The sequence below is a fragment of the Streptomyces sp. NPDC049541 genome (assembly GCF_044465725.1).
Classification (GTDB): domain Bacteria; phylum Actinomycetota; class Actinomycetes; order Streptomycetales; family Streptomycetaceae; genus Streptomyces.
The window spans coordinates 558,549-578,588 of sequence record NZ_JBITLY010000003.1 but is presented as its reverse complement, the minus strand read 5'-3'; the positions used below and the strand labels follow the sequence as shown (position 1 = coordinate 578,588).

Annotated in this window: 20 protein-coding genes; 10 read left to right on the top strand and 10 right to left on the bottom strand. The window is 70.5% G+C overall.

All coding sequences use genetic code 11. The annotated features are described in order from the left end of the window. Positions 1-215: 215 nt before the first annotated feature. Together ACIBW9_RS14970 and ACIBW9_RS14965 are read right to left on the bottom strand one after the other, a co-directional pair. Positions 216-1,274, bottom strand: a complete 1,059-nt coding sequence (locus ACIBW9_RS14970; protein ID WP_398954906.1) for an aspartate-semialdehyde dehydrogenase — start codon at positions 1,272-1,274, stop codon at positions 216-218. Beyond that, positions 1,274-2,551 carry an aspartate kinase gene (locus ACIBW9_RS14965; RefSeq protein WP_344405972.1) on the bottom strand — a complete coding sequence of 426 codons (1,278 nt, stop codon included), beginning with the start codon at positions 2,549-2,551 and terminating at the stop codon, positions 1,274-1,276. The genes ACIBW9_RS14970 and ACIBW9_RS14965 overlap by 1 nt, the downstream gene beginning before the upstream one ends. Before the next feature lie 250 nt (positions 2,552-2,801). Between ACIBW9_RS14965 and ACIBW9_RS14960 the strand changes: the two genes are divergently transcribed. The 4 genes from ACIBW9_RS14960 to ACIBW9_RS14945 are packed head-to-tail and all read left to right on the top strand — an operon-like array spanning position 2,802 to position 6,819. Next, positions 2,802-3,530 carry a tRNA-dependent cyclodipeptide synthase gene (locus ACIBW9_RS14960; RefSeq protein ID WP_398954903.1) on the top strand — a complete coding sequence of 243 codons (729 nt, stop codon included), beginning with the start codon at positions 2,802-2,804 and terminating at the stop codon, positions 3,528-3,530. Beyond that, positions 3,520-4,722, top strand: coding sequence for a cytochrome P450 (locus ACIBW9_RS14955; RefSeq protein WP_398954901.1), 1,203 nt, complete (start codon positions 3,520-3,522; stop codon positions 4,720-4,722). Before ACIBW9_RS14960 ends, ACIBW9_RS14955 begins: the two co-directional genes overlap by 11 nt. A gap of 55 nt (positions 4,723-4,777) precedes the next feature. Beyond that, positions 4,778-5,467 (top strand): response regulator transcription factor, encoded by a 690-nt coding sequence (locus ACIBW9_RS14950; RefSeq protein ID WP_398954899.1) that lies wholly within the window; start codon positions 4,778-4,780, stop codon positions 5,465-5,467. After that, positions 5,464-6,819, top strand: a complete 1,356-nt coding sequence (locus ACIBW9_RS14945; protein ID WP_398954897.1) for a sensor histidine kinase — start codon at positions 5,464-5,466, stop codon at positions 6,817-6,819. Before ACIBW9_RS14950 ends, ACIBW9_RS14945 begins: the two co-directional genes overlap by 4 nt. Here the strand turns inward: ACIBW9_RS14945 and ACIBW9_RS14940 are convergent. Next, positions 6,785-7,285 (bottom strand): SgcJ/EcaC family oxidoreductase, encoded by a 501-nt coding sequence (locus tag ACIBW9_RS14940; protein WP_398954895.1) that lies wholly within the window; start codon positions 7,283-7,285, stop codon positions 6,785-6,787. The two genes, ACIBW9_RS14945 and ACIBW9_RS14940, sit on opposite strands and share 35 nt — an antisense overlap. A 145-nt stretch (positions 7,286-7,430) precedes the next feature. Here ACIBW9_RS14940 and ACIBW9_RS14935 point away from each other — a divergent pair, with 145 nt between their 5' ends. Continuing rightward, complete coding sequence (locus ACIBW9_RS14935; protein WP_398954893.1) at positions 7,431-8,153, top strand: TSUP family transporter; 723 nt, start codon at positions 7,431-7,433, stop codon at positions 8,151-8,153. Positions 8,154-8,157: 4 nt separating this feature from the next. On the opposite strand, the gene ACIBW9_RS14930 is transcribed toward ACIBW9_RS14935, so the two are convergent. From ACIBW9_RS14930 to ACIBW9_RS14910, 5 genes are all read right to left on the bottom strand, one after another. After that, positions 8,158-8,340 carry a DUF397 domain-containing protein gene (locus tag ACIBW9_RS14930; RefSeq protein WP_398954891.1) on the bottom strand — a complete coding sequence of 61 codons (183 nt, stop codon included), beginning with the start codon at positions 8,338-8,340 and terminating at the stop codon, positions 8,158-8,160. Next, on the bottom strand, positions 8,337-9,116 hold the full coding sequence (locus ACIBW9_RS14925) for a helix-turn-helix domain-containing protein (RefSeq protein WP_398954889.1): 780 nt from the start codon (positions 9,114-9,116) through the stop codon (positions 8,337-8,339). Before ACIBW9_RS14925 ends, ACIBW9_RS14930 begins: the two co-directional genes overlap by 4 nt. A 130-nt stretch (positions 9,117-9,246) precedes the next feature. Then, complete coding sequence (locus ACIBW9_RS14920) at positions 9,247-9,909, bottom strand: DUF5063 domain-containing protein (protein WP_115906811.1); 663 nt, start codon at positions 9,907-9,909, stop codon at positions 9,247-9,249. Beyond that, positions 9,902-10,501 carry a recombination mediator RecR gene (recR, locus tag ACIBW9_RS14915; RefSeq protein ID WP_099930378.1) on the bottom strand — a complete coding sequence of 200 codons (600 nt, stop codon included), beginning with the start codon at positions 10,499-10,501 and terminating at the stop codon, positions 9,902-9,904. Before recR ends, ACIBW9_RS14920 begins: the two co-directional genes overlap by 8 nt. Positions 10,502-10,561: 60 nt before the next feature. After that, positions 10,562-10,924: a YbaB/EbfC family nucleoid-associated protein gene (locus ACIBW9_RS14910; protein WP_398954886.1), complete on the bottom strand. Its 363-nt coding sequence runs from the start codon at positions 10,922-10,924 to the stop codon at positions 10,562-10,564. 302 nt (positions 10,925-11,226) lie between these two features. Between ACIBW9_RS14910 and ACIBW9_RS14905 the strand changes: the two genes are divergently transcribed. Continuing rightward, positions 11,227-11,979 (top strand): SLATT domain-containing protein, encoded by a 753-nt coding sequence (locus ACIBW9_RS14905; RefSeq protein ID WP_398954884.1) that lies wholly within the window; start codon positions 11,227-11,229, stop codon positions 11,977-11,979. A 61-nt stretch (positions 11,980-12,040) separates the two neighbouring features. Here the strand turns inward: ACIBW9_RS14905 and ACIBW9_RS14900 are convergent, their stop codons facing one another. Beyond that, positions 12,041-13,933, bottom strand: coding sequence for a protein kinase (locus ACIBW9_RS14900; RefSeq protein WP_398954882.1), 1,893 nt, complete (start codon positions 13,931-13,933; stop codon positions 12,041-12,043). A 340-nt stretch (positions 13,934-14,273) separates the two neighbouring features. Here ACIBW9_RS14900 and ACIBW9_RS14895 point away from each other — a divergent pair, with 340 nt between their 5' ends. The 4 genes from ACIBW9_RS14895 (at position 14,274) to ACIBW9_RS14880 (ending at position 19,685) form a co-directional block, all read left to right on the top strand. Then, complete coding sequence (locus ACIBW9_RS14895) at positions 14,274-15,629, top strand: aspartate aminotransferase family protein (RefSeq protein ID WP_398954880.1); 1,356 nt, start codon at positions 14,274-14,276, stop codon at positions 15,627-15,629. Between the two features lie 127 nt (positions 15,630-15,756). Further along, entirely contained in the window at positions 15,757-16,458 is a 702-nt protein-coding gene (locus ACIBW9_RS14890) for a GntR family transcriptional regulator (protein WP_398954878.1), read from the top strand. Positions 16,459-16,490: 32 nt separating this feature from the next. Then, complete coding sequence (locus tag ACIBW9_RS14885) at positions 16,491-18,899, top strand: dolichyl-phosphate beta-glucosyltransferase (protein ID WP_398954876.1); 2,409 nt, start codon at positions 16,491-16,493, stop codon at positions 18,897-18,899. Between the two features lie 135 nt (positions 18,900-19,034). Next, positions 19,035-19,685, top strand: a complete 651-nt coding sequence (locus ACIBW9_RS14880; protein WP_351472506.1) for a hypothetical protein — start codon at positions 19,035-19,037, stop codon at positions 19,683-19,685. A gap of 3 nt (positions 19,686-19,688) precedes the next feature. Here ACIBW9_RS14880 and ACIBW9_RS14875 read toward each other — a convergent pair whose 3' ends face one another. Further along, on the bottom strand, positions 19,689-19,979 hold the full coding sequence (locus ACIBW9_RS14875) for a hypothetical protein (protein WP_398954874.1): 291 nt from the start codon (positions 19,977-19,979) through the stop codon (positions 19,689-19,691). Positions 19,980-20,040 lie beyond the last annotated feature (61 nt).

The window sequence follows — 20,040 nt, the reverse complement described above, 5'->3', positions numbered from 1 at the left end:
CCGAATGACCGAGACGTCCCCACGTCTCGCCGCGCATCCCTGCACCCCCCGAAGGGCGTTCGCAAAGACGCTCCCCGCCCTTCGCGCGGTTGCGGAGAGCGGGGAGGAAAATCTTCGGTTGCCGAGGGGGTCCGCAGCAAGTGGTCCGGACCATCTACCGGCTCACACTTCGTACACCGATCTTACAAAGTCCCCCCTGGGACGGGCCGACTGCTTCACGCGAACTCGGTCGCCACCAGCTCCGCGATCTGTGCGGTGTTGAGGGCGGCGCCCTTGCGGAGGTTGTCACCGCAGACGAAGAGCTCGAGCGCCGTGGGGTCGTCGAGCGCGCGCCGCACCCGGCCCACCCAGGTCGGGTCGGTGCCGACGACATCGGCCGGTGTGGGGAACTCGCCGGCCGCCGGGTCGTCGAAGAGGACGACCCCAGGTGCGGTGGCGAGGATCTCCCGGGCTCCGTCGACGGTGACCTCGCCCTGGAAGCGGGCGTGGACGGTCAGGGAGTGCGTGGTGACCACGGGGACCCGTACACAGGTCACGGCGACGGGCAGCGTGGGCAGGCCGAGGATCTTGCGGGACTCGTCCCGCACCTTCATCTCCTCCGAGGACCAGCCGTCCTCGCGCAACGACCCGGCCCACGGCACCACGTTCAGCGCGACCGGCTCAGGGAACGGCCCGGTGTTGTCGCCGACGGCCCGCCGCACATCGCCGGGGCTGGTCCCCAGCTCCGTACCGGCGACCAGGGACAGTTGCTGCCGCAGGGTCTCCACCCCGGCCCGCCCCGCCCCGCTGACCGCCTGGTACGAGGAGACCACCAGCTCACGCAGCCCGAACTCGGCGTGCAGCGCACCCAGGGCGACGATCATGGAGAGGGTCGTGCAGTTGGGGTTGGCGATGATCCCGCGGGGCCTGCGGCGGGCGCAGTGCGGATTGACCTCCGGGACCACCAGCGGCACCTCCGGATCCATCCGGAAGGCGCCCGAGTTGTCCACCACCACCGCGCCCTTGGCGGCGGCGATCGGCGCCCAGTGCGCGGACACCTCGTCGGGTACGTCGAACATGGCGACGTCGACCCCGTCGAAGGCCTCCTCGGTCAGGGCGACCACCTCGACCTGCTGACCGCGCACGGCCAGCTTGCGGCCGGCCGAGCGCGGTGAGGCGATCAGACGGATCTCGCCCCAGATGTCCGCGTGCTGGGACAGGATCTGGAGCATGACCGTGCCGACGGCTCCGGTCGCCCCCACGACCGCGAGCGTCGGGCGCTGGGACGCCGACATCAGCGTCCGGTGCCTCCGTAGACGACCGCCTCGGCGGTGTCGGAGTCCAGGCCGAAGGCGGAGTGCACGGCGCGCACGGCCTCCGGCACGTCGTCGGCGCGGGTGACGACCGAGATACGGATCTCGGAGGTCGAGATCAGCTCGATGTTCACGCCCGCGTCGGACAGCGCCTCGAAGAAGGACGCCGTGACACCCGGATTGGTCTTCATGCCGGCGCCGACGAGGGAGATCTTGCCGATCTGGTCGTCGTAGCGCAGCGAGTCGAAGCCGATGGCCGTCTTCGCCCGCTCCAGGGCGTCGATGGCCTTGCGGCCCTCGGTCTTGGGGAGGGTGAAGGAGATGTCCGTCAGCCCGGTGGAGGCGGCGGACACGTTCTGCACGACCATGTCGATGTTGATCTCGGCGTCGGCGATGGCGCGGAAGATCGAGGCGGCCTCGCCCGGCTTGTCCGGGACGCCGACGACCGTGACCTTGGCCTCCGAGGTGTCGTGCGCGACACCGGAGATGATGGCCTGCTCCACCTTCTTGTCCCCTTGCTCGATCGGCTCACTGCTGACCCACGTGCCCTGCAGCCCGCTGAAGCTGGAGCGGACGTGGATCGGGATGTTGTAGCGGCGGGCGTACTCCACACAGCGGTGGAGCAGCACCTTGGAGCCGGAGGCGGCGAGCTCCAGCATGTCCTCGAAGGCGATCCAGTCGATCTTCTTCGCCTTCTTCACCACGCGCGGGTCGGCGGTGAACACGCCGTCGACGTCGGTGTAGATCTCGCACACCTCGGCGTCGAGTGCGGCGGCCAGCGCGACGGCCGTCGTGTCGGAACCACCGCGGCCGAGCGTGGTGATGTCCTTCTTGTCCTGGCTGACGCCCTGGAAGCCGGCGACGATGGCGATGTTGCCCTCGTCGAGGGCCGTGCGGATACGGCCGGGCGTGACGTCGATGATCCGGGCTTTGTTGTGGACGGAGTCGGTGATGACGCCTGCCTGGCTGCCGGTGAACGACTGGGCCTCGTGGCCCAGGTTTTTGATCGCCATGGCCAGCAGTGCCATGGAGATCCGCTCTCCGGCGGTCAGCAGCATGTCGAACTCACGCCCGGCCGGCATCGGAGATACCTGCTCGGCGAGATCGATCAGCTCGTCCGTCGTGTCGCCCATCGCGGAAACGACGACGACCACCTGGTGGCCGTTCTTCTTCGCTTCCACGATTCGCTTGGCGACGCGCTTGATGCCCTCGGCATCGGCTACGGAGGAGCCTCCGTACTTCTGCACGACAAGGCCCACGTGCGCTCCTCGCTCGTCCCGTATGTGTCGGCTCATTTTACCGAGCGCCCGGTTACGGCCTCCGTGAAACCACATGGTGAGACCCGGCGCTCCAGCCCAGCCCCTGCCCACCTGGGACATGAACAGTCCGCAAAGTGGTTCAGGTCACCCGTTGACGCTCTGAGTAGCCGCCCGGTAACTTCGCGTCGTCGTCGCCACACCAGGAGCACAAGGCTCCATCGGGACTAGCGACGCGAAGGATTCTCCTTCCTTGACGACTGCGACCGTTTCCGAGATCCAGCACGTCACACCGGCCGACCTCTTCCTGGTCCGCCCCTTCACCCCGCACTGCGAGGTCATCCGCACCGCCGCCGACCACGCCGTCATCGGCGTCTCACCCGGCAACAGCTACTTCTCCGCACAGCGCATACACGAGCTGGCCCGCTGGGGCCTCGCCCTCTTCGAACGCGTGGACTTCGTCTACACCGATCTGCACGTGGCCGAGATGTACGAGGCCTCCGGCTATACGGCCGACGACGCGCGCCGCAAGGCGGTGAAGAACCTGCGGGGCGTACGCGCCAAGGTCCTCGCCGCCGTGGAGGCCGCCGACCCCGGCGGCACCCGGCTGAGGGCCCACGCCATGTCCGGGCTGCGCGACAACCCGGCGTACCGGGAGATCCACGAGGATCTGCGCACCCGTCTGTCCTCCGACGAGGAGTTCCGTACGACCTGCGAGAAACTCGTCGACTCCTTCCTGTCGACCAAGGCACAGGAGGTGACCGCCCGCCAGCGGGAGGTGTGCCTGGAGTACGTCACCGCGGAGGCGCCCCTCTTCCTGGACACCCCCGCCATCCTGGGCGTGCCCTCCTCCCTCAACTGCTACCACCAGCTCCTGCCGATGGCCGAGCTGCTCTACTCGCCCGGCGCGGGGCTGCGTGCCTCCCGCAACCAGGGCCACGCCATCGTCACGCCCGCCGAGGGAGCCACCGATGCCCGCTGAGACCATGCCCGCCGAGGAACTCATCGACTTCCCGTTCTCCTGGCGGGGCGACCAACTCCCCGCCGAGGTGGAGGAGTTGCGCGCCACGACCCCCGTACGCCGTGTGCGCACCATCGCGGGTGACGAGGCCTGGCTGGTGTCCTCGTACGAGCTGTGCAAGCAGGTCCTGGAGGACCCGCGGTTCAGCCTGAAGGACACCTCGGCGCCCGGGGTCCCCCGTCAGTACGCGCTGACGATCCCGCCCGAGGTCGTCAACAACATGGGGAACATCACCGGCGCCGGACTGCGCAAGGCCGTGCTCAAGGCCCTCAATCCGAAGAGCCCCGGGCTGGTGGAGTGGCTGCGGTCGTACGCCGACGAGCTGGTCGAGGGCCTGGTGCGCGAGGGTGCTCCCGTGGACCTGCGGGGCGGCTTCGCCGATCCGTACTCGGCCGGTATGCACTGCCGCATCCTCGGCGTTCCGCAGGCGGACGCGCCCGCTCTGATGCGGAGCCTGGACATCGCGTTCATGAACTCGGCCTGCCCGGTCACGGGCGCCCGCCTCAACTGGGACCGCGACATCGCGTACATGACCCAGCGGCTGGACGACCCGGCGACCACGGGCCTGATGGCCGAGCTCGCCGCCCTGCGCGCCGATCCCGACTACGCCCACCTCACCGACGAGATGCTCGCGACGGTCGGCGTGACCATGTTCGGCGCGGGCGTCATCTCGACGTCCGGCTTCCTGACCATGGCCCTGGTCTCGCTGATCCAGCACCCCGAGCTGCAGCAGGAGCTGGTCGCGGACCCCGGGAAGATCCCCGCGGCCGTCGACGAGCTGCTGCGCGTCAACCTCTCCATCGGTGACGGGCTGCCGAGGCTGGCGACCGAGGACGTACTCCTCGGGGATGTGCGGGTGGCGGCCGGTGAGCTGGTCCTCGTCCTCGTCGAGGGCGCGAACTTCGACCCGGCCGCCTTCCCCGACCCGCACACCGTCGACCTGACCCGCGCCAACTCCACCGCCCACCTCTCCTTCGGCGGCGGCAGCCACTACTGCCCCGCCACCGCCCTCGGCCGCAAGCATGCCGAGATCGCACTGGAGCGGCTCCTCGAGCGGATGCCCCGGCTGCGCCTCGCGGTGCCGATCGAGCAGCTGGTGTGGCGGACCGGGTTCATGAAGCGGATCCCGGAGCGGCTGCCCGCCATGTGGTGATCCAACCGGACTCGGCGGCCGGTCGTCTTCAACTTTCAAGCATTAGGGTGCGCCTGTGCGCGTACTTCTGGTGGAAGACGATGAGCCGGTCGCCGAGTCCCTTCGCCGCGGGCTCGTCCGGTACGGCTTCGAGGTGGAATGGGTCACCACGGGTGACGCCGCGCTGCGCCACCAGGGCCCGTACGACGTCGTCCTGCTCGATCTCGGTCTGCCCGACACCGACGGACTGGACGTGTGCAAGGCGCTGCGCGAACGCAGTGACGTGCCGATCATCGTGATCAGCGCGCGCAGCGACGAGACGGACCGCGTGGTGGGCCTGGAGCTCGGCGCGGACGACTATGTGTCCAAGCCGTTCGGGGTGCGGGAGGTCATCGCGCGGATAAGGGCGGTACTGCGACGCGTGCAGGCCCGTAGGCCGGAGGCGGCCGCGGGCGGCCCGGACCGGTACGGGCCCCGGCTGACGATCGACCGCAAGGCGGCGCGGGTGCATGTGGACGGCGTCGAGGTCGCCCTCGCGCCCAAGGAGTACGACCTGCTGGCCTTCCTCACCGAGGAGCCGGGTGCGCTGATGTCGCGGGAGCAGATCATGGAAGCGGTCTGGGACGCGAACTGGTTCGGGCCGACCAAGACGCTCGACGTCCATGTGGCGGCGCTGCGGCGGAAGTTCACCGGGGTCATCGCCATCGAGGCGGTGCGCGGGGTCGGCTTCCGGCTGGAGATCGTCAAGGACGCCGGGGCGTCATGAACCGCCGGCTCATCCGCAGTTACATCCTGCTCGTCGCCGTCGCCATCCTGCTGTTCACCGTGCCGGTGGCCTTCACGCTCACCAAGCAGTTGCGCGACGACACCGAGCTGTCCGTGCTGCGCGAGGCCAGGACGATGGCGCTGCTGCTCGGCGGCGACGACCGGATCTCGTGCGACGCCCTGGAGAAGGTGGCCAGGGCGTACGGCGACGAGACCCCCGGCGACGTCCAGGTGACCCCTACCGGCCGTTGCTCCCCGAACATCCCGAGGCCGGCCGCGAACGCGGCGCTGACCCGGGCCGTGGAGCAGAACCGGTCCACGACCGACTGGGGCTCCAACTTCATCTGGGGCAAGCGGCTCGAGGTCACCGTGCCCGCCCAGGGGCCGGCGGCCGTACGGATCGTGTACTCGACCTCGCATCTCACCCACAGGCTGTGGACGATCTGGGGCTTCCGGGCAGGCCTCGCGGTGGCGGTGCTCGCCGTCGCGGCGCTGATCGGCGCGGTCGCCGCCCGCCGGATCACCGCCCCATTGCGCGAACTCAACGTCATGGCCAGCAAGTTCAGCGACGGCGACCTCACCGCCCGCTCGCCCGTGACGGGCCCGCCGGAGACCCAGACCCTCGCCCGGACCCTGAACCAGGGCGCGGAACGCCTGGACACACTGGTCGCCTCGCAGCGGATCTTCGTGGCGGACGCCTCCCACCAGCTCCGCACCCCGCTGACGGCCTTGCGGCTGTCGCTGGACAACATCGCGGACGGCGTGGACGACGAGTTCGTAAGGGAGGACGTGGAGCAGGCGACCGCCGAGGTGGTCCGGATGAGCCGGCTGGTCAACGGACTGCTGGTGCTGGCGCGGGCGGAGGCGAAGGTGACGGCCGCGGAGCCGCTGCCCCTCGGGGAGATCGTGGCCGAACGGCTGTCGGTGTGGAGACCGGCCGCCGACGAGCGCGGAGTCACCATCGCGCTCAGGGGGAGTGGTGTCGACGGCCGGCCGTCTGTGCTGGCCAGTCCCGGTCATCTGGACCAGGTGCTGGACAACGTGCTCTCGAATGCGCTGGAGGTCTCACCGGACGGCGCCACGATCACCGTCCGGGTCGAGGAGAAGGGCGCGGAAGTGGTGCTCTCGGTCCTCGACCAGGGCCCCGGCATGACGGACGCGGAGAAGTCCCGTGCCTTCGACCGCTTCTGGCGCGGCCAGGGCCTGACCGGGCGCTCCGGTTCCGGCCTCGGCCTCGCCGTCGTCAAGCAGCTGGTGACCGACGACGGCGGGACCGTGGCCCTGCGGGACGCGCCCGGGGGCGGGCTGGAGGTCAGGATCAGCCTTCGGGCATCGCCGAGGAGTGGTGGTTGACGATCTTCCACTTGCCGTGGATCTTCTCGTACACGTAGGTGTAGCGGGCCTCGACCACCCTCTTCTTGCCGGTGGCCTTGTCGGTGAGCGTGAACTCGTAGATGCCGGTGTCGATCGCGGAGTCCTTGTCGAGGACGTCGACGATCGTCCTGACCTTCTTGCCGACCGGCTTGCTCTGCAGGAACTTGTTGAAGTAGTCGACGATCTCGGCGTGGTTGGTGCGGATCTTGTTGGAGACGGTGGGCAGGAGCACCGCGTCCTTCGCGTACAGGCTCGCGACCTTCTTCGAGTCACCGGTCTGCAGCGCCTTGTTCCAGGTGTCGAACAGGCCGGCGATCTGTGCCTTGGTGGGCCTGACCTCGTGGATCGGACCGGCGGTGGCGGCGACGGTGCCCACGGTGCCGAGGGCGACGACGGCGGTGGCGGTGACGACGGCTGCGCGCTTGGTCAGGGAACGACGGATCATCGCTGTCTCCGGTTTCGGTGCGGTTCGTGCTCTTCGACCTCCCTGCTGGGGAAGTGACTCCAGACTCGCTTTTCACCGGTTAGGGCCCGTGCAGCCTTCGTACAGCGCAGTTCCAAGGCCCATCCAACTCACGTGGAGTGACGACTTGACCACGACGGACGTCCTGCTGGCGGGCATCGTCCTGCTCGGTTCCTGCGTGCAGTGGCTGACCGGCATGGGCTTCGCACTGGTCGCCGTACCCGCGCTCGTGCTGCTGCTCGGGCCCGCCGAGGGCGTCGTGCTCGCCAACTGCGCGGCGGGGGCCATCAGCGCCGTGGGGCTGGCCGGCGGCTGGCGGCGGGTGCGGCCGTCCGCGATGGTGCCGCTGTGCGCGGCGGCCGCCTGCACGGTACCGGCCGGGGCCTGGCTGACCCGCCAACTCCCCCAGCCCGTCCTGTTGTTGGTGATGGGCGGGCTGGTGACGGTCGCGGTGCTGCTGGTGATGCGGGGTGCGCGGGTGCCTGCGCTGCGGGGCACGCGGGGTGCGGTCGCGGCGGGCGCGGTGGGCGGGTTCATGAACTCGGCGGCGGGCGTGGGCGGGCCACCGGTGTCCTTGTACGCCGTCAACGCGGGCTGGACGGTACGGGAGTTCGTACCGAACGCGCAGTTCTACGGGGTTGTGGTGAATGCGTTCTCGGTGGCGGCCAATGGGGTGCCGGAGCTGGGCGGGGCCCGGTGGGGTTGGGTCGTCGCCGCGATGGTGGTGGGGGCGGTGATCGGGCGGGGGCTCGCCGACCGGATATCGGAGGGGCGGGCCCGCCTGCTCGTGCTGTCGCTGGCACTGGCAGGCGGGGTCGCCGCCGTCGGCAAGGGGGTATGGGGGCTGTGACGGCTCAACCCTCGGGCTGAACTGCGGAAACGAACGCCTTCCAGGCGGGAGCGGCGACCTGGAGCTCGGGGCTCGCGGGGCGCTTGGAGTCCCGAACGTGGATGGCGGTGGCGAACGCTACTTCGACGCAGTTGCCGCCCTCGTTGTCGCTGTAGCTCGACTTGAACCACTTCAACTGGTCGCTCACGACTGATCCACCATCCGCTCGATGAAACGGGCCGACTCATCGGGGTCGAGAGCCCTCGTGCGGATCATGCTAAGCCGCTCGGTCACACGGCTGACAACCCCCGGATCCGCCGAAAGCTCGCTGGCGAACGAGCCTTCCGCGAAAGCGAATCGCTCATGGTCACGGGTCTCCATCAACACCATGGGACCCATGAGCGCGTCACTGAAGGCCCGCTCGAACGGGAGCACCTGCACCACCACGTTCCGCAGGCACGCCACCGCCAGCAGGCGATGCAGCTGTTCGGTGTCCGCGAGTGGACTGCGCAGGACGGCCTCGTACAGTACGAAGCTCAGTCCCACGGGCGGCTTCCGATGGTTGAGCACCGCCTGCCGTTCCATGCGGGCGGCAACGCGTTCCTCCACCGTCTCCTCGTCCAGCGGCGGGATCCGGTTGTCGATGAGCGCCCGCGCGTACCCCTCCGTCTGCAACAGGCCGGGGACGAGAGCGAGCTCGTACGACCAGATACTGGTCGCCTCCTTCTCCCGCTCCATGAAGTCCTGCGCCCGCGCAGGGAACCGCTCCCGGTTCAGGAACTCCTTCGCGCCGCTCAACATCCCCTTCGCGTCGCAGAGTTCGTCCGCGACGTCCAGGACACGCGACGTCGGCCTGCGTACGCCGCGCTCCATCGACACGATGGTGTCCGGGGAGTAGTTGGCGGCGGAGGCGAGTTGCTCGCGGCTGACGTCCGCCTTCATGCGCCAGCGCTTCAGCTGGTCACCGGCGTATCGCCAGGCCACGGGGGCTGGGAGTTGGGGCTGTTGGACCGACCCGCCACGGCACGCACCTCCGACCGGTGGGCCCGGATGGGTGTCATCCGGGTCCTTACCGAGCGTAGCTGCGCGAACGGCACCGTGTGACCGGGTCGAGCTACTTTCCGGGCTGCAGCCCCAGCGGCCCCCCGATCTCCTCCGCCATCACCCTTCCCGCCTCGAACTCCAGCGTCTCGTCGCCCATGGGTGTCTGGTCCGTGTCCAGGCCGTCCAGTTCCTCCAGGGGCTGGTTCAGGCGGACGTGGGCCACCACCGACTGCAGGGCGCGCAGGGTGGCCGAGGCCGTCGAGCCCCAGTTGGAGAAGTAGGAGAACTGCCACCACCACAGGGCCTCCGTGGTGCGGCCCGCGCGGTAGTGGGCCATACCGTGGCGGAGGTCGGTGATGACGTCGGTCAGGTCGTCGGAGATACGGGCCGGGACCGGGGCCTTGCGCGGCTCGTAGGGGTCGAAGACCTCGGAGTACACGTCGATCGGGTCCAGCAGGCGGGCGAAGTTCTCGCGTAGTTCGTCCACGTCGGCGTCCGGGCCGGTGTCCGGCTCGTAGCGCTCGTCGGGGACGATGTCCTCGTGCGCGCCGAGGCGGCCGCCGGCCAGCAGGAGCTGGGAGACCTCCAGGAGGAGGAAGGGGACGGCCGAGTCGGGCTCGTCGCCCTTCGCCACCTCCGTGACGGCCACCAGGAAGCTCTCTACCTGGTCCGCGATCTGGACGGCGAAGTCGTCCGGGTCCTGCGTCGCGTCATGCAGCGTGGCGTCAGACATCTAGGAGTCGTCTCCCCTCGAAGGCGCGGCCGAGGGTCACCTCGTCCGCGTATTCCAGGTCTCCGCCCACCGGGAGGCCGCTGGCCAGGCGGGTGACCTTGAGGCCCATGGGCTTGATCATGCGGGCGAGGTACGTCGCCGTGGCCTCGCCCTCCAGGTTCGGGTCCGTGGCAAGGATCAGTTCCGTGACCGTCCCGTCGGCCAACCGCGCGAGAAGTTCCCGTATACGCAGGTCGTCGGGGCCCACACCCTCGATGGGGCTGATCGCCCCGCCCAGGACGTGGTAACGGCCGCGGAACTCGCGGGTCCGCTCGATCGCGACCACGTCCTTCGGCTCCTCCACCACACAGATGACGGAGGGGTCGCGGCGGCTGTCGCGGCAGATGTTGCACAGCTCTTCCTGTGCGACATTGCCGCAGGTCGCGCAGAAGCGGACCTTCGCCTTGACCTCCATCAGAGCCTGCGCGAGCCGCCGTACGTCCGTCGGTTCCGCCTGCAGGATGTGGAAGGCGATCCGCTGGGCGCTCTTGGGACCGACGCCGGGCAGCCGCCCCAGCTCGTCGATCAGGTCCTGCACCACGCCTTCGTACACGGACTGCCGTCCTTCCCGGGGTTCCTTGCAAGTACGTACGGTAGTTGGCGGACGCCTCTCTTAGAAAGGCAGGCCCGGGATACTGCTGCCGCCGCCCAGGCCCTGGGCCAGCGGGCCCAGCTTCTGCTGCTGGAGGTTCTGGGCGTTCTCGTTGGCCGCCTGGACCGCCGCGACGATCAGGTCCGCGAGGGTCTCGACCGTCTCTTCGACAGATGCAGCCTCGAGGTCCACCGCCTTGGGGTCGATCTTCAGCGCGCGCAGCTCGCCGGAGCCGGTGACGGTGGCCTTCACCAGGCCGCCGCCCGCCTGCCCGTCGACCTCCGTCTGCGCCAGCTCCTCCTGCGCCCGCTGCAGGTCCTGCTGCATCTTCTGGGCCTGCTGGAGCAGCTGCTGCATATTGGGCTGGCCACCACCGGGAATCACGATCAGCTCCTGGTTTCGTACGGCTGTATGGGCGAGGTTTTCCCGCCTGGCACGAGCCTACGTGGTCCAGCCAGGCATCGCCCCAGCACTCTTTCGAGTGAGCTGTTGCCGAGTCCTATACCTGATCAAGACCCCCTTCCGGGCGGAATAGAGGTGAATTCGGGGGCTGAGCCACCCATTGGGCGGTAGGAAGGTCAGGCACATCAGGATCGGGTGTCACGCAACGTGTTCGGTCGTGGTCAGCCTCGTGATCAGTCTCGTGATCAGCGTCGTGATCAGTCGTGATCAGTAGGGAGTGCCGTGTGGGTCAGCCGGAGATGCAGCCCGAGGGTCCGGCTCAGGACGGGTGGAGCGAGGGTGCGGCCGGGCTGCGGCCGGGCGATCTGATCGGGCGCTCGTTCCCGCTCGGCGACTGGGGCGAGCCGGCCGAGCGGCTTCACGAGCTGTATCTGTGGGTGGAGCGCGGGGCGCTGCAGACGGCGGCCTGGTATCTCGCGGACCGCGTGTGGAAGCGGCGGGGTGCGCGGGCGCTGCGCACGGGGGCCGCGGTGGGTGCGGTGACCGGGGCCGCGCTGCCGCTGCTGGATCTGACCGGGGTGATCGCCGGGATGGCCGCCTGGGGGTATCTGGCGCTGCTGTTCGCGGTGGCGTGCGTGGCCGTGGACCGGTTCTTCGGTGTGACCTCCGGCTGGATAAGGGATGTGGCAACCGCGCAGGCCGTGCAGCGGCGGCTGCAGGTGCTGCAGTTCGACTGGGCCTCGGAGTGTGTCCGGGAGGTGCTGGGCCCCGCGGAGGGCACCGCGAGCGAGGCCGTCGAGCGGTGCCTTGCGGTGCTGCGGCGCTTCTCGGAGGACGTGACGGAGCTGGTGCGCGCGGAGACGGCCGACTGGATGGTGGAGTTCCGGACGGGCGGCTCGGCCCCGATGGGGATCCAGTCCGCGCCGGTCGGGGTCGCGCGCCAGGAGACGGGCAGTGCGCAGGGACGCTTCCCGCTGCCACCGGGAGCGGGCTCACGCCCGAACATGCCGCGCCAGCGGCCGCCCGAGCCGAGGTGAACCCGCACCGGGCCGGCGTTCACGACGGAGAGGGCCGGCGGGTGGTGGCCCCGCACCCGGCTCACTGCCTGGTGTACTTCAGCTTCTCCCCGTTGCTGGTGTTCTCGCGCTGCAGGCTGCCGTCCGGCAGCAGGCTGAGCTCGGTGGCGTCGCCCGGCTTGCAGTAGCCGGGATCGCCGGACGTCACGGTGGACGGGCCGATCTCCAGGGGGCCGTCGCTGCCCGGTGCCGCGGTCAGATCGGCCTGGAACACGCAGTGGTAGGTGCCGCTGCTGGTGGGGCCGTCGGCGACCAGGGACAGGACCGCGTCGCCCACCTCGCCCTGCTGGATGGTGAGTTCGCGGGTGTTCTGGCCGTCGGCGTTGGTGATGGTGGCCGTCCAGGTGCCCAGGTAGCCGGTCGGGATCGCGCCGTCCGAGGGTGCGGAGGTGGTGGGCTCCGCGGTCGTGGGCGTCGGCCGGCTCGGCTCGGGATTCGAGGCTGCGCTGCTGGTCGGGGCCGGGCTCGGCTTGTTGTCGCCCTTGTCGCCCTTGTCGCCGCCGTTCATCAGGGCGTAGACCGAGCCGCCGGCGCCGAGCGCGACGACCAGGGCGACCGCGACCAGCGCCACGGTGGAACGGCCGCTGCGGCGGGGCGGTTCCTGCGGGGCGTGCGGGGCCGGGCCGGTGTAGGACGGGCCGGTGTAGGACGGGCCGTAGGGCGGGGTGGAGCCGAGGCCGCCGGGCTGCTGGGGGTAGCCGTAGGCGCCGGACGGCTGCGGCGGGTAGCCGTAGGCCGGCTGCTGCTGGGGGTGCTGCTGCGGATAGCCGTAGGCCGGGGGTGTCTGCGCATGGACGGGCGGGGGTGTCGCCTGGCCCGCGACCATCGTGGGGAGGTGGTTCAGCGGGGCGGCGCCGCCCGGCTGCCCGGGCGGGGGCGGTCCGGCGGGGGTGCCGGCCTCCGGTGCGGAGTCGTCGGCGGCGGCGTGCTCGGGCGGGGCCTCGGGTGCCGCCTTCCGCAGCGAAGGCCCGGCGGGCGCGGCTGCCGTGCCCTCCTCCGGGTCTTCCGCGTCCAGCAACTGCACGGCATGGCGGCCGAGTTGGGCGACGAGCGCGCTCGGCAGCCAGGGGTCGCGCGAGCGGCCGCCGAGCACGGTGTCCTCGGCGCCCGTGCGCTCCAGCACCTGGTCCAGCGTCGGCCGCGCGCCCGGGTCCTTCTTCAGACAGTCCCGTACGAGGTCGGCGACGCCCTCGGGCACCCCCTCCAGGTCGGGTTCCTCCTGGGCGATGCGGAACATCAGGGCGTGCACCCCGCTGTTGGCGCTGCCGAAGGGGAGTTGTCCGGTGGCGGCGTAGGCCAGCACGGAGCCCAGGCAGAAGACGTCGCAGGCGGGCGTGATCCGGTCGCCGCGCACCTGCTCGGGGGCCATGAAGCCGGGCGACCCGACGAGCGCGCCGGTCCGCGTCAGTCCGCCGTCCGTCACCGTCTCCAGCGCCCGCGCGATCCCGAAGTCGATGACCCGCGGCCCGTCGATGGTCACGAGGACGTTGGACGGCTTCAGATCCCGGTGGATGATCCCGGCGGCGTGGATGTCCTGCAGCGCGTGCGCGAGTCCGGCCGCGAGGATGTTCACCGAGCGCTCGGGCAGCGCCCCGTGGTCGTGCCCCACGACCTGCTGCAGGCTCGGCCCGGCGACGTACCCGGTGGCCACCCACGGCACCGCGGCCTCCGTGTCGGCGTCGAGCACGGGCGCCGTCCAGTGCCCGCCGACCTGGCGCGCGGACTGCACCTCCTGCCGGAACCGCGCCCGGAACTCCTCCTGCGCGGCCAACTCCTCCCGCACCAGCTTCACGGCGACGGTACGGCCCCGGTCCGAGCGGGCGAGATACACATGCCCCATGCCACCGGCACCCAGCCGGGCCAGCAGCCGGTACGCCCCGATGCGCTGCGGGTCCCCCGCTGCGAGCTTCTCCATGGCCGCGCCGCCTTCCCCCCGTATGTGCAACAGACCGAGAATAGTGCGGTCGCGGAGGTAGTCGCCCGGAGCGGTGTCTACGGTTCCGTAACGCCGCGGGCAACCCGGCCGGCGGGCGGTGAGGCACGCGTTCGGCGACAGGCGCGGATCACGGACCGCCGGCGTCACGACCGCCGCCGACCCCGCGCCGGCGGCGCCGGTGCGGCCGGAAACCGGCGCGAGCGTGCGGTCCTGACGGGGCGCGCCGACCGTCCGGCCCGACAACCTGTCGCGGAAACCCCCGCATGCCAGACAGGAAGCCGATACCGAGCGGACGCCCAGGGCTCCTACGCTCGCCGCCATGACCCCTCAGCCAGACCCCCAGGCCGGCGCCGCCGTGAAGGCCGCGGACCGTGCTCATGTGTTCCACTCCTGGTCCGCACAGGAGCTCATCGACCCGCTCGCCGTCGCCGGTGCGGAGGGGTCGTACTTCTGGGACTACGACGGCAGGCGGTACCTGGACTTCACCAGCGGGCTCGTCTACACCAACATCGGCTACCAGCACCCGAAGGTCGTCGCCGCGATACAGGAGCAGGCCGCACACCTGACGACGTTCGCGCCCGCCTTCGCGATCGAGGCCCGTTCGGAGGCGGCCCGGCTGATCGCCGAGCGGACACCTGGCGACCTCGACAAGATCTTCTTCACCAACGGCGGCGCCGACGCCGTCGAGCACGCCGTACGCATGGCGCGGCTGCACACCGGGCGGCCGAAGGTCCTGTCCGCCTACCGCTCCTACCACGGCGGCACCCAGCAGGCGATCAACCTCACCGGGGACCCGCGCCGCTGGGCCTCCGACGGTGCGGCCGCCGGTGTCGTGCACTTCTGGGCGCCGTTCCTCTACCGCTCCCGGTTCTACGCCGAGACCGAGGAGCAGGAGTGCGCGCGGGCGCTGGAGCACCTCGAGACCACGATCGCCTTCGAGGGGCCGGCCACGATCGCCGCGATCATCCTGGAGACCATTCCGGGCACCGCGGGGATCATGGTGCCGCCGCCCGGCTACCTCGCCGGGGTGCGGGAGATCTGCGACAAGTACGGCATCGTGTTCATCCTGGACGAGGTCATGGCCGGGTTCGGGCGGACCGGTGAGTGGTTCGCGGCCGACCTGTTCGGTGTCGTACCCGATCTCATGACCTTCGCCAAGGGCGTGAACAGCGGATACGTGCCCCTCGGCGGGGTCGCCATCTCCGGTGCGATCGCCGAGACCTTCGCCAAGCGGGCCTACCCGGGCGGTCTGACGTACTCCGGGCACCCGCTGGCCTGCGCCGCCGCCGTCGCGACGATCAACGTCATGGCGGAGGAGGGCGTCGTCGAGAACGCCGGGCGGCTGGGCGAGACCGTCCTCGGTCCTGCGCTGCGGGAGCTGGCCGAGCGGCACCCGAGCGTCGGCGAGGTGCGTGGTGTCGGCATGTTCTGGGCGCTGGACCTGGTGAAGAACCGGGGGACGCGGGAGCCGCTGGTGCCGTACAACGCGGCCGGCGAGGCGAACGCGGCGATGGCCGCCTTCGGCGCCGCCGCGAAGAAGCACGGCATCTGGCCCTTCATCAACATGAACCGCACCCATGTCGTGCCGCCGTGCAACGTGAGCGAGGCCGAGCTGAAGGAGGGCCTCGCGGCGCTGGACTCGGCGCTGTCCGTGGCCGACGAGTACACGGAGTAGCCGCCCGCCGCCGATCGGATGCGGCGCCGCTACGCGGGTAACCAGCGGGAGACCGAACGCGTAAGGTGGCGTGCTCGTAGATAGGTACGTGCACGCCACCCGAACGCGACGAGGAGACGCCCGACACATGCCCGGCAGCAGCGGCAACGGCTCCGTGACCCGCAGCACCCTGCGGCAGCAGATCGCCGACGCGCTTCGCGACGAGGCTCTCGCGGGGCGGCTCCAGCCGGGTCAGGAGTTCACGGTGAAGGAGATCGCCGAGCAGTACGGGGTCTCCGCTACGCCCGTGCGCGAGGCGCTCGTCGACCTCTCCGCGCAGGGCCTCCTCGACGCCGACCAGCACCGCGGCTTCCACGTCCACGAGTACTCGCTCGCCGACTACCGCGGCATCATCGAGGCCCGCAGCCTGGTCACGGACGGCATGTTCATCGCCCTGGACCGGGAGCAGGAACGTTTTCCGCCGCACGACGAGTCCCGTGCGGTGGCCGCCCTGGCCGGGGTCCGGCGGCGCGGCGAGGAGGCGCAGCGGGCCTCGCTGGCCGGCGACCTCACCGTGCTGATCGGCTACGACCTGCGCTTCTGGCACGAGCTCGGCACCCTCTTCGGCAACCCCTATCTGGCCGACTTCCTGCACCGGCTGCGCGTCCAGTCCTGGGTGTGCGCGGTGCAGCATCTGCGCCGGCTGTCCGATCTGCGCGGCGCCCTGTGGTCCGGCCACACCGATCTGGTCGACGCCCTGGCCAAGCGGGACACCAGGACGGCGCGGGCGATCGTCGCCTCGTACAACGAGCACTCGCTGGCCCTCATCGAGCGGCTGGCCGACGAGTGAACAGGCCGGCCAGGGGCACGCCTGCCTGGGCCGTGGACCTCACCGTCGTCATCCCCGCCTTCGACGAGGAGCAGCGCCTCGGCCCCACCCTCGACACCGTCACCCGCTATCTGCGCGACAACGAGGGCCGATGGGGCGAGTGGGAGGTCGTCGTCGCCGACGACGGGTCGACGGACGGCACGCCGGACCTCGTCACCGGCCTCGAGGAGCCCCGCGTGCGGCTGGTCACCAGCCCGCACCACCGCGGCAAGGGCCACGCCCTGCGCCTGGGCGTCGCCGCCTCCCGCGGGCGGCGCGTGCTGGTCACGGACGCCGACCTCGCGGCCCCGATCGAGGAGCTGGAGCAGCTCGACAAGGCGCTCAGTGAGGGGAACGCAGCGGCGATCGGCTCCCGTTCCGTGCCCGGCGCGACGATCGGGGACCACCAGCACCCGGTGCGCGAACTGCTGGGCCGCGCCGGGAACTTACTCATACGCCGCACCACCGTGCCGGGCATACGGGACACCCAGTGCGGCTTCAAGCTCTTCGAGGGCGACAAGGCCCGCGAGGCCTTCGCCGCCTCCCGGATCAACGGCTGGGGCATCGACGTCGAGGTCCTGCGGCACTTCCACCGCGCCGACTGGCAGGTCGCCGAGGTCCCCGTCCACTGGTCCCACCGGCCCGGCTCCAAGCTGCGCCACCTCGACTACGTCCGCGTCCTCGCCGAGCTGGCCCGGCTGCGCGCCCGCTCCCTGCGCCCCACCGACCTCTTCGCCGCGCTGCTCTTCCTGCTCATGTCGATGGCCCTGTACTCGGGCCGCCTGTTCGACCCGGACCACCGCTATCTCCCCGACTCCCTCCAGGACCAGAACCAGTGGGAGTGGTTCTTCGACGTCACCGCCCACAACCTGGCCCACCTCCACAACCCCTTCTTCTCCGATCTGCAGGGCTTCCCCGACGGCGTGAACCTCATGGCCAACACGGTCATGCTCGGCCTCACCGTCCCCTTCGCCCCGCTCACGCTCCTCGCGGGCCCGGCGGTCTCCCTGAGCGTCGTGATGACGCTGGGCCTCGCCGCCACCGCGGCCGCCTGGTACCGGCTGATCGTGAAGCGTGTCGTGCGGCGGCGGTCCGCGGCCTTCGTGGGCGCCTCGCTGGCCGCCTTCGCACCGCCCATGGTCAGCCATGCCAACGCGCACCCCAACTTCGTGGTGCTGTTCATGATCCCGCTGATCATCGACCGGGCGCTACGGCTGTGCACGGGCGCCCGGGTGGTGCGGGACGGGGTGGTCCTGGGCCTGATGGCGGCCTACCAGGTCTTCCTCGGCGAGGAGCCGCTGCTGCTCGCGGCGATCGGCCTGATGCTGTTCGCGGGCGCCTACGGCCTGGCCCGCAGGGATGTGGTGAGGCAGGCCTGGCGGCCGCTCCTCAAGGGGCTCGGGATCGCGGCCGCGGTCTGTCTTCCCCTCGTCGCGTACCCGCTGGTCTGGCAGTTCGCCGGACCGCAGAGCTACACGCACATGCCGCACGGCGACAACTCGGGCAACAGCCCCCTCGCCCTGCTGTCCTTCGCCGAACGCTCCCTGATCGCGGGCGACGCGCAGCGCGCCAACGCCCTCTCCTCCAACCCCACCGAGCAGAACGCCTTCTACGGCTGGCCGCTGGTCCTGCTCGCCTTCGCGATCGTCGTACGGCTGTGGGAGCGGGCCCTGGTCAAGGCGCTGGCGGTCACCGCGGTCGGCGCGGCGCTGCTCTCGCTCGGCCCCGAGTTCCGCCTCCCGATGACGGACAAGGTCTACCCGGGCCCCTGGGCGCTCCTCGCCAGGCTGCCGCTGTTCGAGTCGGTCATCGAGGGCCGGGTCGCGATGATCTGCGCCCCGGCGCTCGGCATGCTGCTCGCCCTCGCCCTGGACCGGCTGACGGCGACCCGCAACCCGGGCAGCCAGTACCTCGGCCTGCTCGGCGTCTGCCTGGCCCTGCTCCCGCTGGTCCCGGCCCCGCTGAAGACGGTCGAACGCCCGGCGACGCCCGCCTTCTTCACCACCGGGGCGTGGCAGCCGTACGTACACAGGGGCGAGTCCCTCGTCACGGTGCCGCTGCCCGACGCCGGCGACGCGGAGGCGCTGCACTGGCAGCAGCAGGCCGGCCTCGGCTTCAGGCTCCCCGGCGGCTACTTCAACGGCCCCTACGGCGCCGACCGCACCGGGATCTACGGCGCCTCCCCCCGGTACACCTCAGACCTGCTGAGTGACATCCGCGACACGGGCGTGGTCCCCGAGCTGGACGCGACCTGGCGGGCGCAGGCCCGGAGCGACTTCGCGTACTGGAGGGCAGGAGCCCTGGTGGTGGCCCCCGGACCGCACGAGGAGGCCCTGCGCAGGGCGGTTGCGGAACTTGTGGGCCGGGACGGGACGTGGGTGGCCGGGGTGTGGGTATGGGACCTGCACCAGGCGCTCCGCTAGGTGTGCCGCGATGGGCCGTCGGTTGTCTGCGGCTCCGTCGTGGCTGGTCGCGCAGTTCCCCGCGCCCCTTCAGGGCGCGGGTGCAGCCGTACCGATTACCCTGCCTTGACCGACTTGCCGTGTGAGGAGCCTTCTTTGGCCTGTGACCTGTGGCTGGTACCGCTCGTCGACGTGTTGTGCCACACCCCCGACAATCCGTTCGCCGAGGAACTCGCGCAGTACAACAACGTGCTCGCCGCCGCCGGACTGCCTCCGGTGCCGGTGTACCAGTACATGCCGGGCCTGTCCGGCGAGGTCGCCCCGGTGGCCGGCTTCGACTACGACGCGCTGCACTTCCTGCGCCGGGTCTACCTGCTCCAGGTGTGCGGGCTGCCGGTGACCCCGGTCGACGAACTGGGCGGCGACTACGAGCAGTTGCTGGAGATGTTCGAGGCGACGGCCCAGCAGTCGCACCTCGTCTGGCACTACGACCACGCGGGCGCCTATGTCCCCGTGGACTTCCCCCAGCCCCTGTCGAACGACGAACTCCTCGCCGGCGGCGGCCCGCTGGGCTCCGCCCAGGCGCTGCTGCGTGAACTCGAGTACGTCGCCCCGTCGATCGGCATAGATCCGGCCAATCCTCCGGCGGCACCGGAACCACCGCGCGCGCCCACGGAGCTGGAGGAGCCCGCCGTCCCCGCGCCGTACGACCCCAGCCCCTTCGCCCGCGAACGCCATGTGTGGCTGGGCCTGCACGCGGCGGCGACGCGGAGTCTGGCGCAGGGGTCGATGATCGTCTTCAGCTAGGACCTAGTGCACCTGGGAGATGCCCTTCTCGACGTCTTCGAGGTTCATCAACGGGGTGTAGTCGATCCTGGCCCCCAGGTTGAGGAAGAACGGCTCGCTGATGACGGGAATCTGGGAGACGTCCTGGAGGTCGAAGACCAGGAAGGCGGTGCGTTCGCCCTCGTCGGCGGTGAAGTAGGCGGCTTCCGGCTTGATCTGCTCCACCGACGACTGGATCATTTTCGCGAGGGTGCCGTTGCGGATGGCCTCGTTCGACTTCTCCGTGTCGAAGTGCGCCCTGAGCAGTACACGCATAGCTCTCACCTTCTTCTGGTCGACGCACACGTGCACAGCTCCACCGTATGCCCGACTTGCA

Bases quoted from the DNA above. Each gene is read 5' to 3' on its own strand.
- ACIBW9_RS14920 (WP_115906811.1), bottom strand. From the start codon at position 9,909: ATGTCTGACGCCACGCTGCATGACGCGACGCAGGACCCGGACGACTTC.
- ACIBW9_RS14895 (WP_398954880.1), top strand. From the start codon at position 14,274: ATGACCCCTCAGCCAGACCCCCAGGCCGGCGCCGCCGTGAAGGCCGCG.
- ACIBW9_RS14970 (WP_398954906.1), bottom strand. From the start codon at position 1,274: ATGTCGGCGTCCCAGCGCCCGACGCTCGCGGTCGTGGGGGCGACCGGA.
- ACIBW9_RS14875 (WP_398954874.1), bottom strand. From the start codon at position 19,979: ATGCGTGTACTGCTCAGGGCGCACTTCGACACGGAGAAGTCGAACGAG.
- ACIBW9_RS14955 (WP_398954901.1), top strand. From the start codon at position 3,520: ATGCCCGCTGAGACCATGCCCGCCGAGGAACTCATCGACTTCCCGTTC.
- ACIBW9_RS14900 (WP_398954882.1), bottom strand. From the start codon at position 13,933: ATGGAGAAGCTCGCAGCGGGGGACCCGCAGCGCATCGGGGCGTACCGG.
- ACIBW9_RS14945 (WP_398954897.1), top strand. From the start codon at position 5,464: ATGAACCGCCGGCTCATCCGCAGTTACATCCTGCTCGTCGCCGTCGCC.
- ACIBW9_RS14890 (WP_398954878.1), top strand. From the start codon at position 15,757: ATGCCCGGCAGCAGCGGCAACGGCTCCGTGACCCGCAGCACCCTGCGG.
- ACIBW9_RS14940 (WP_398954895.1), bottom strand. From the start codon at position 7,285: ATGATCCGTCGTTCCCTGACCAAGCGCGCAGCCGTCGTCACCGCCACC.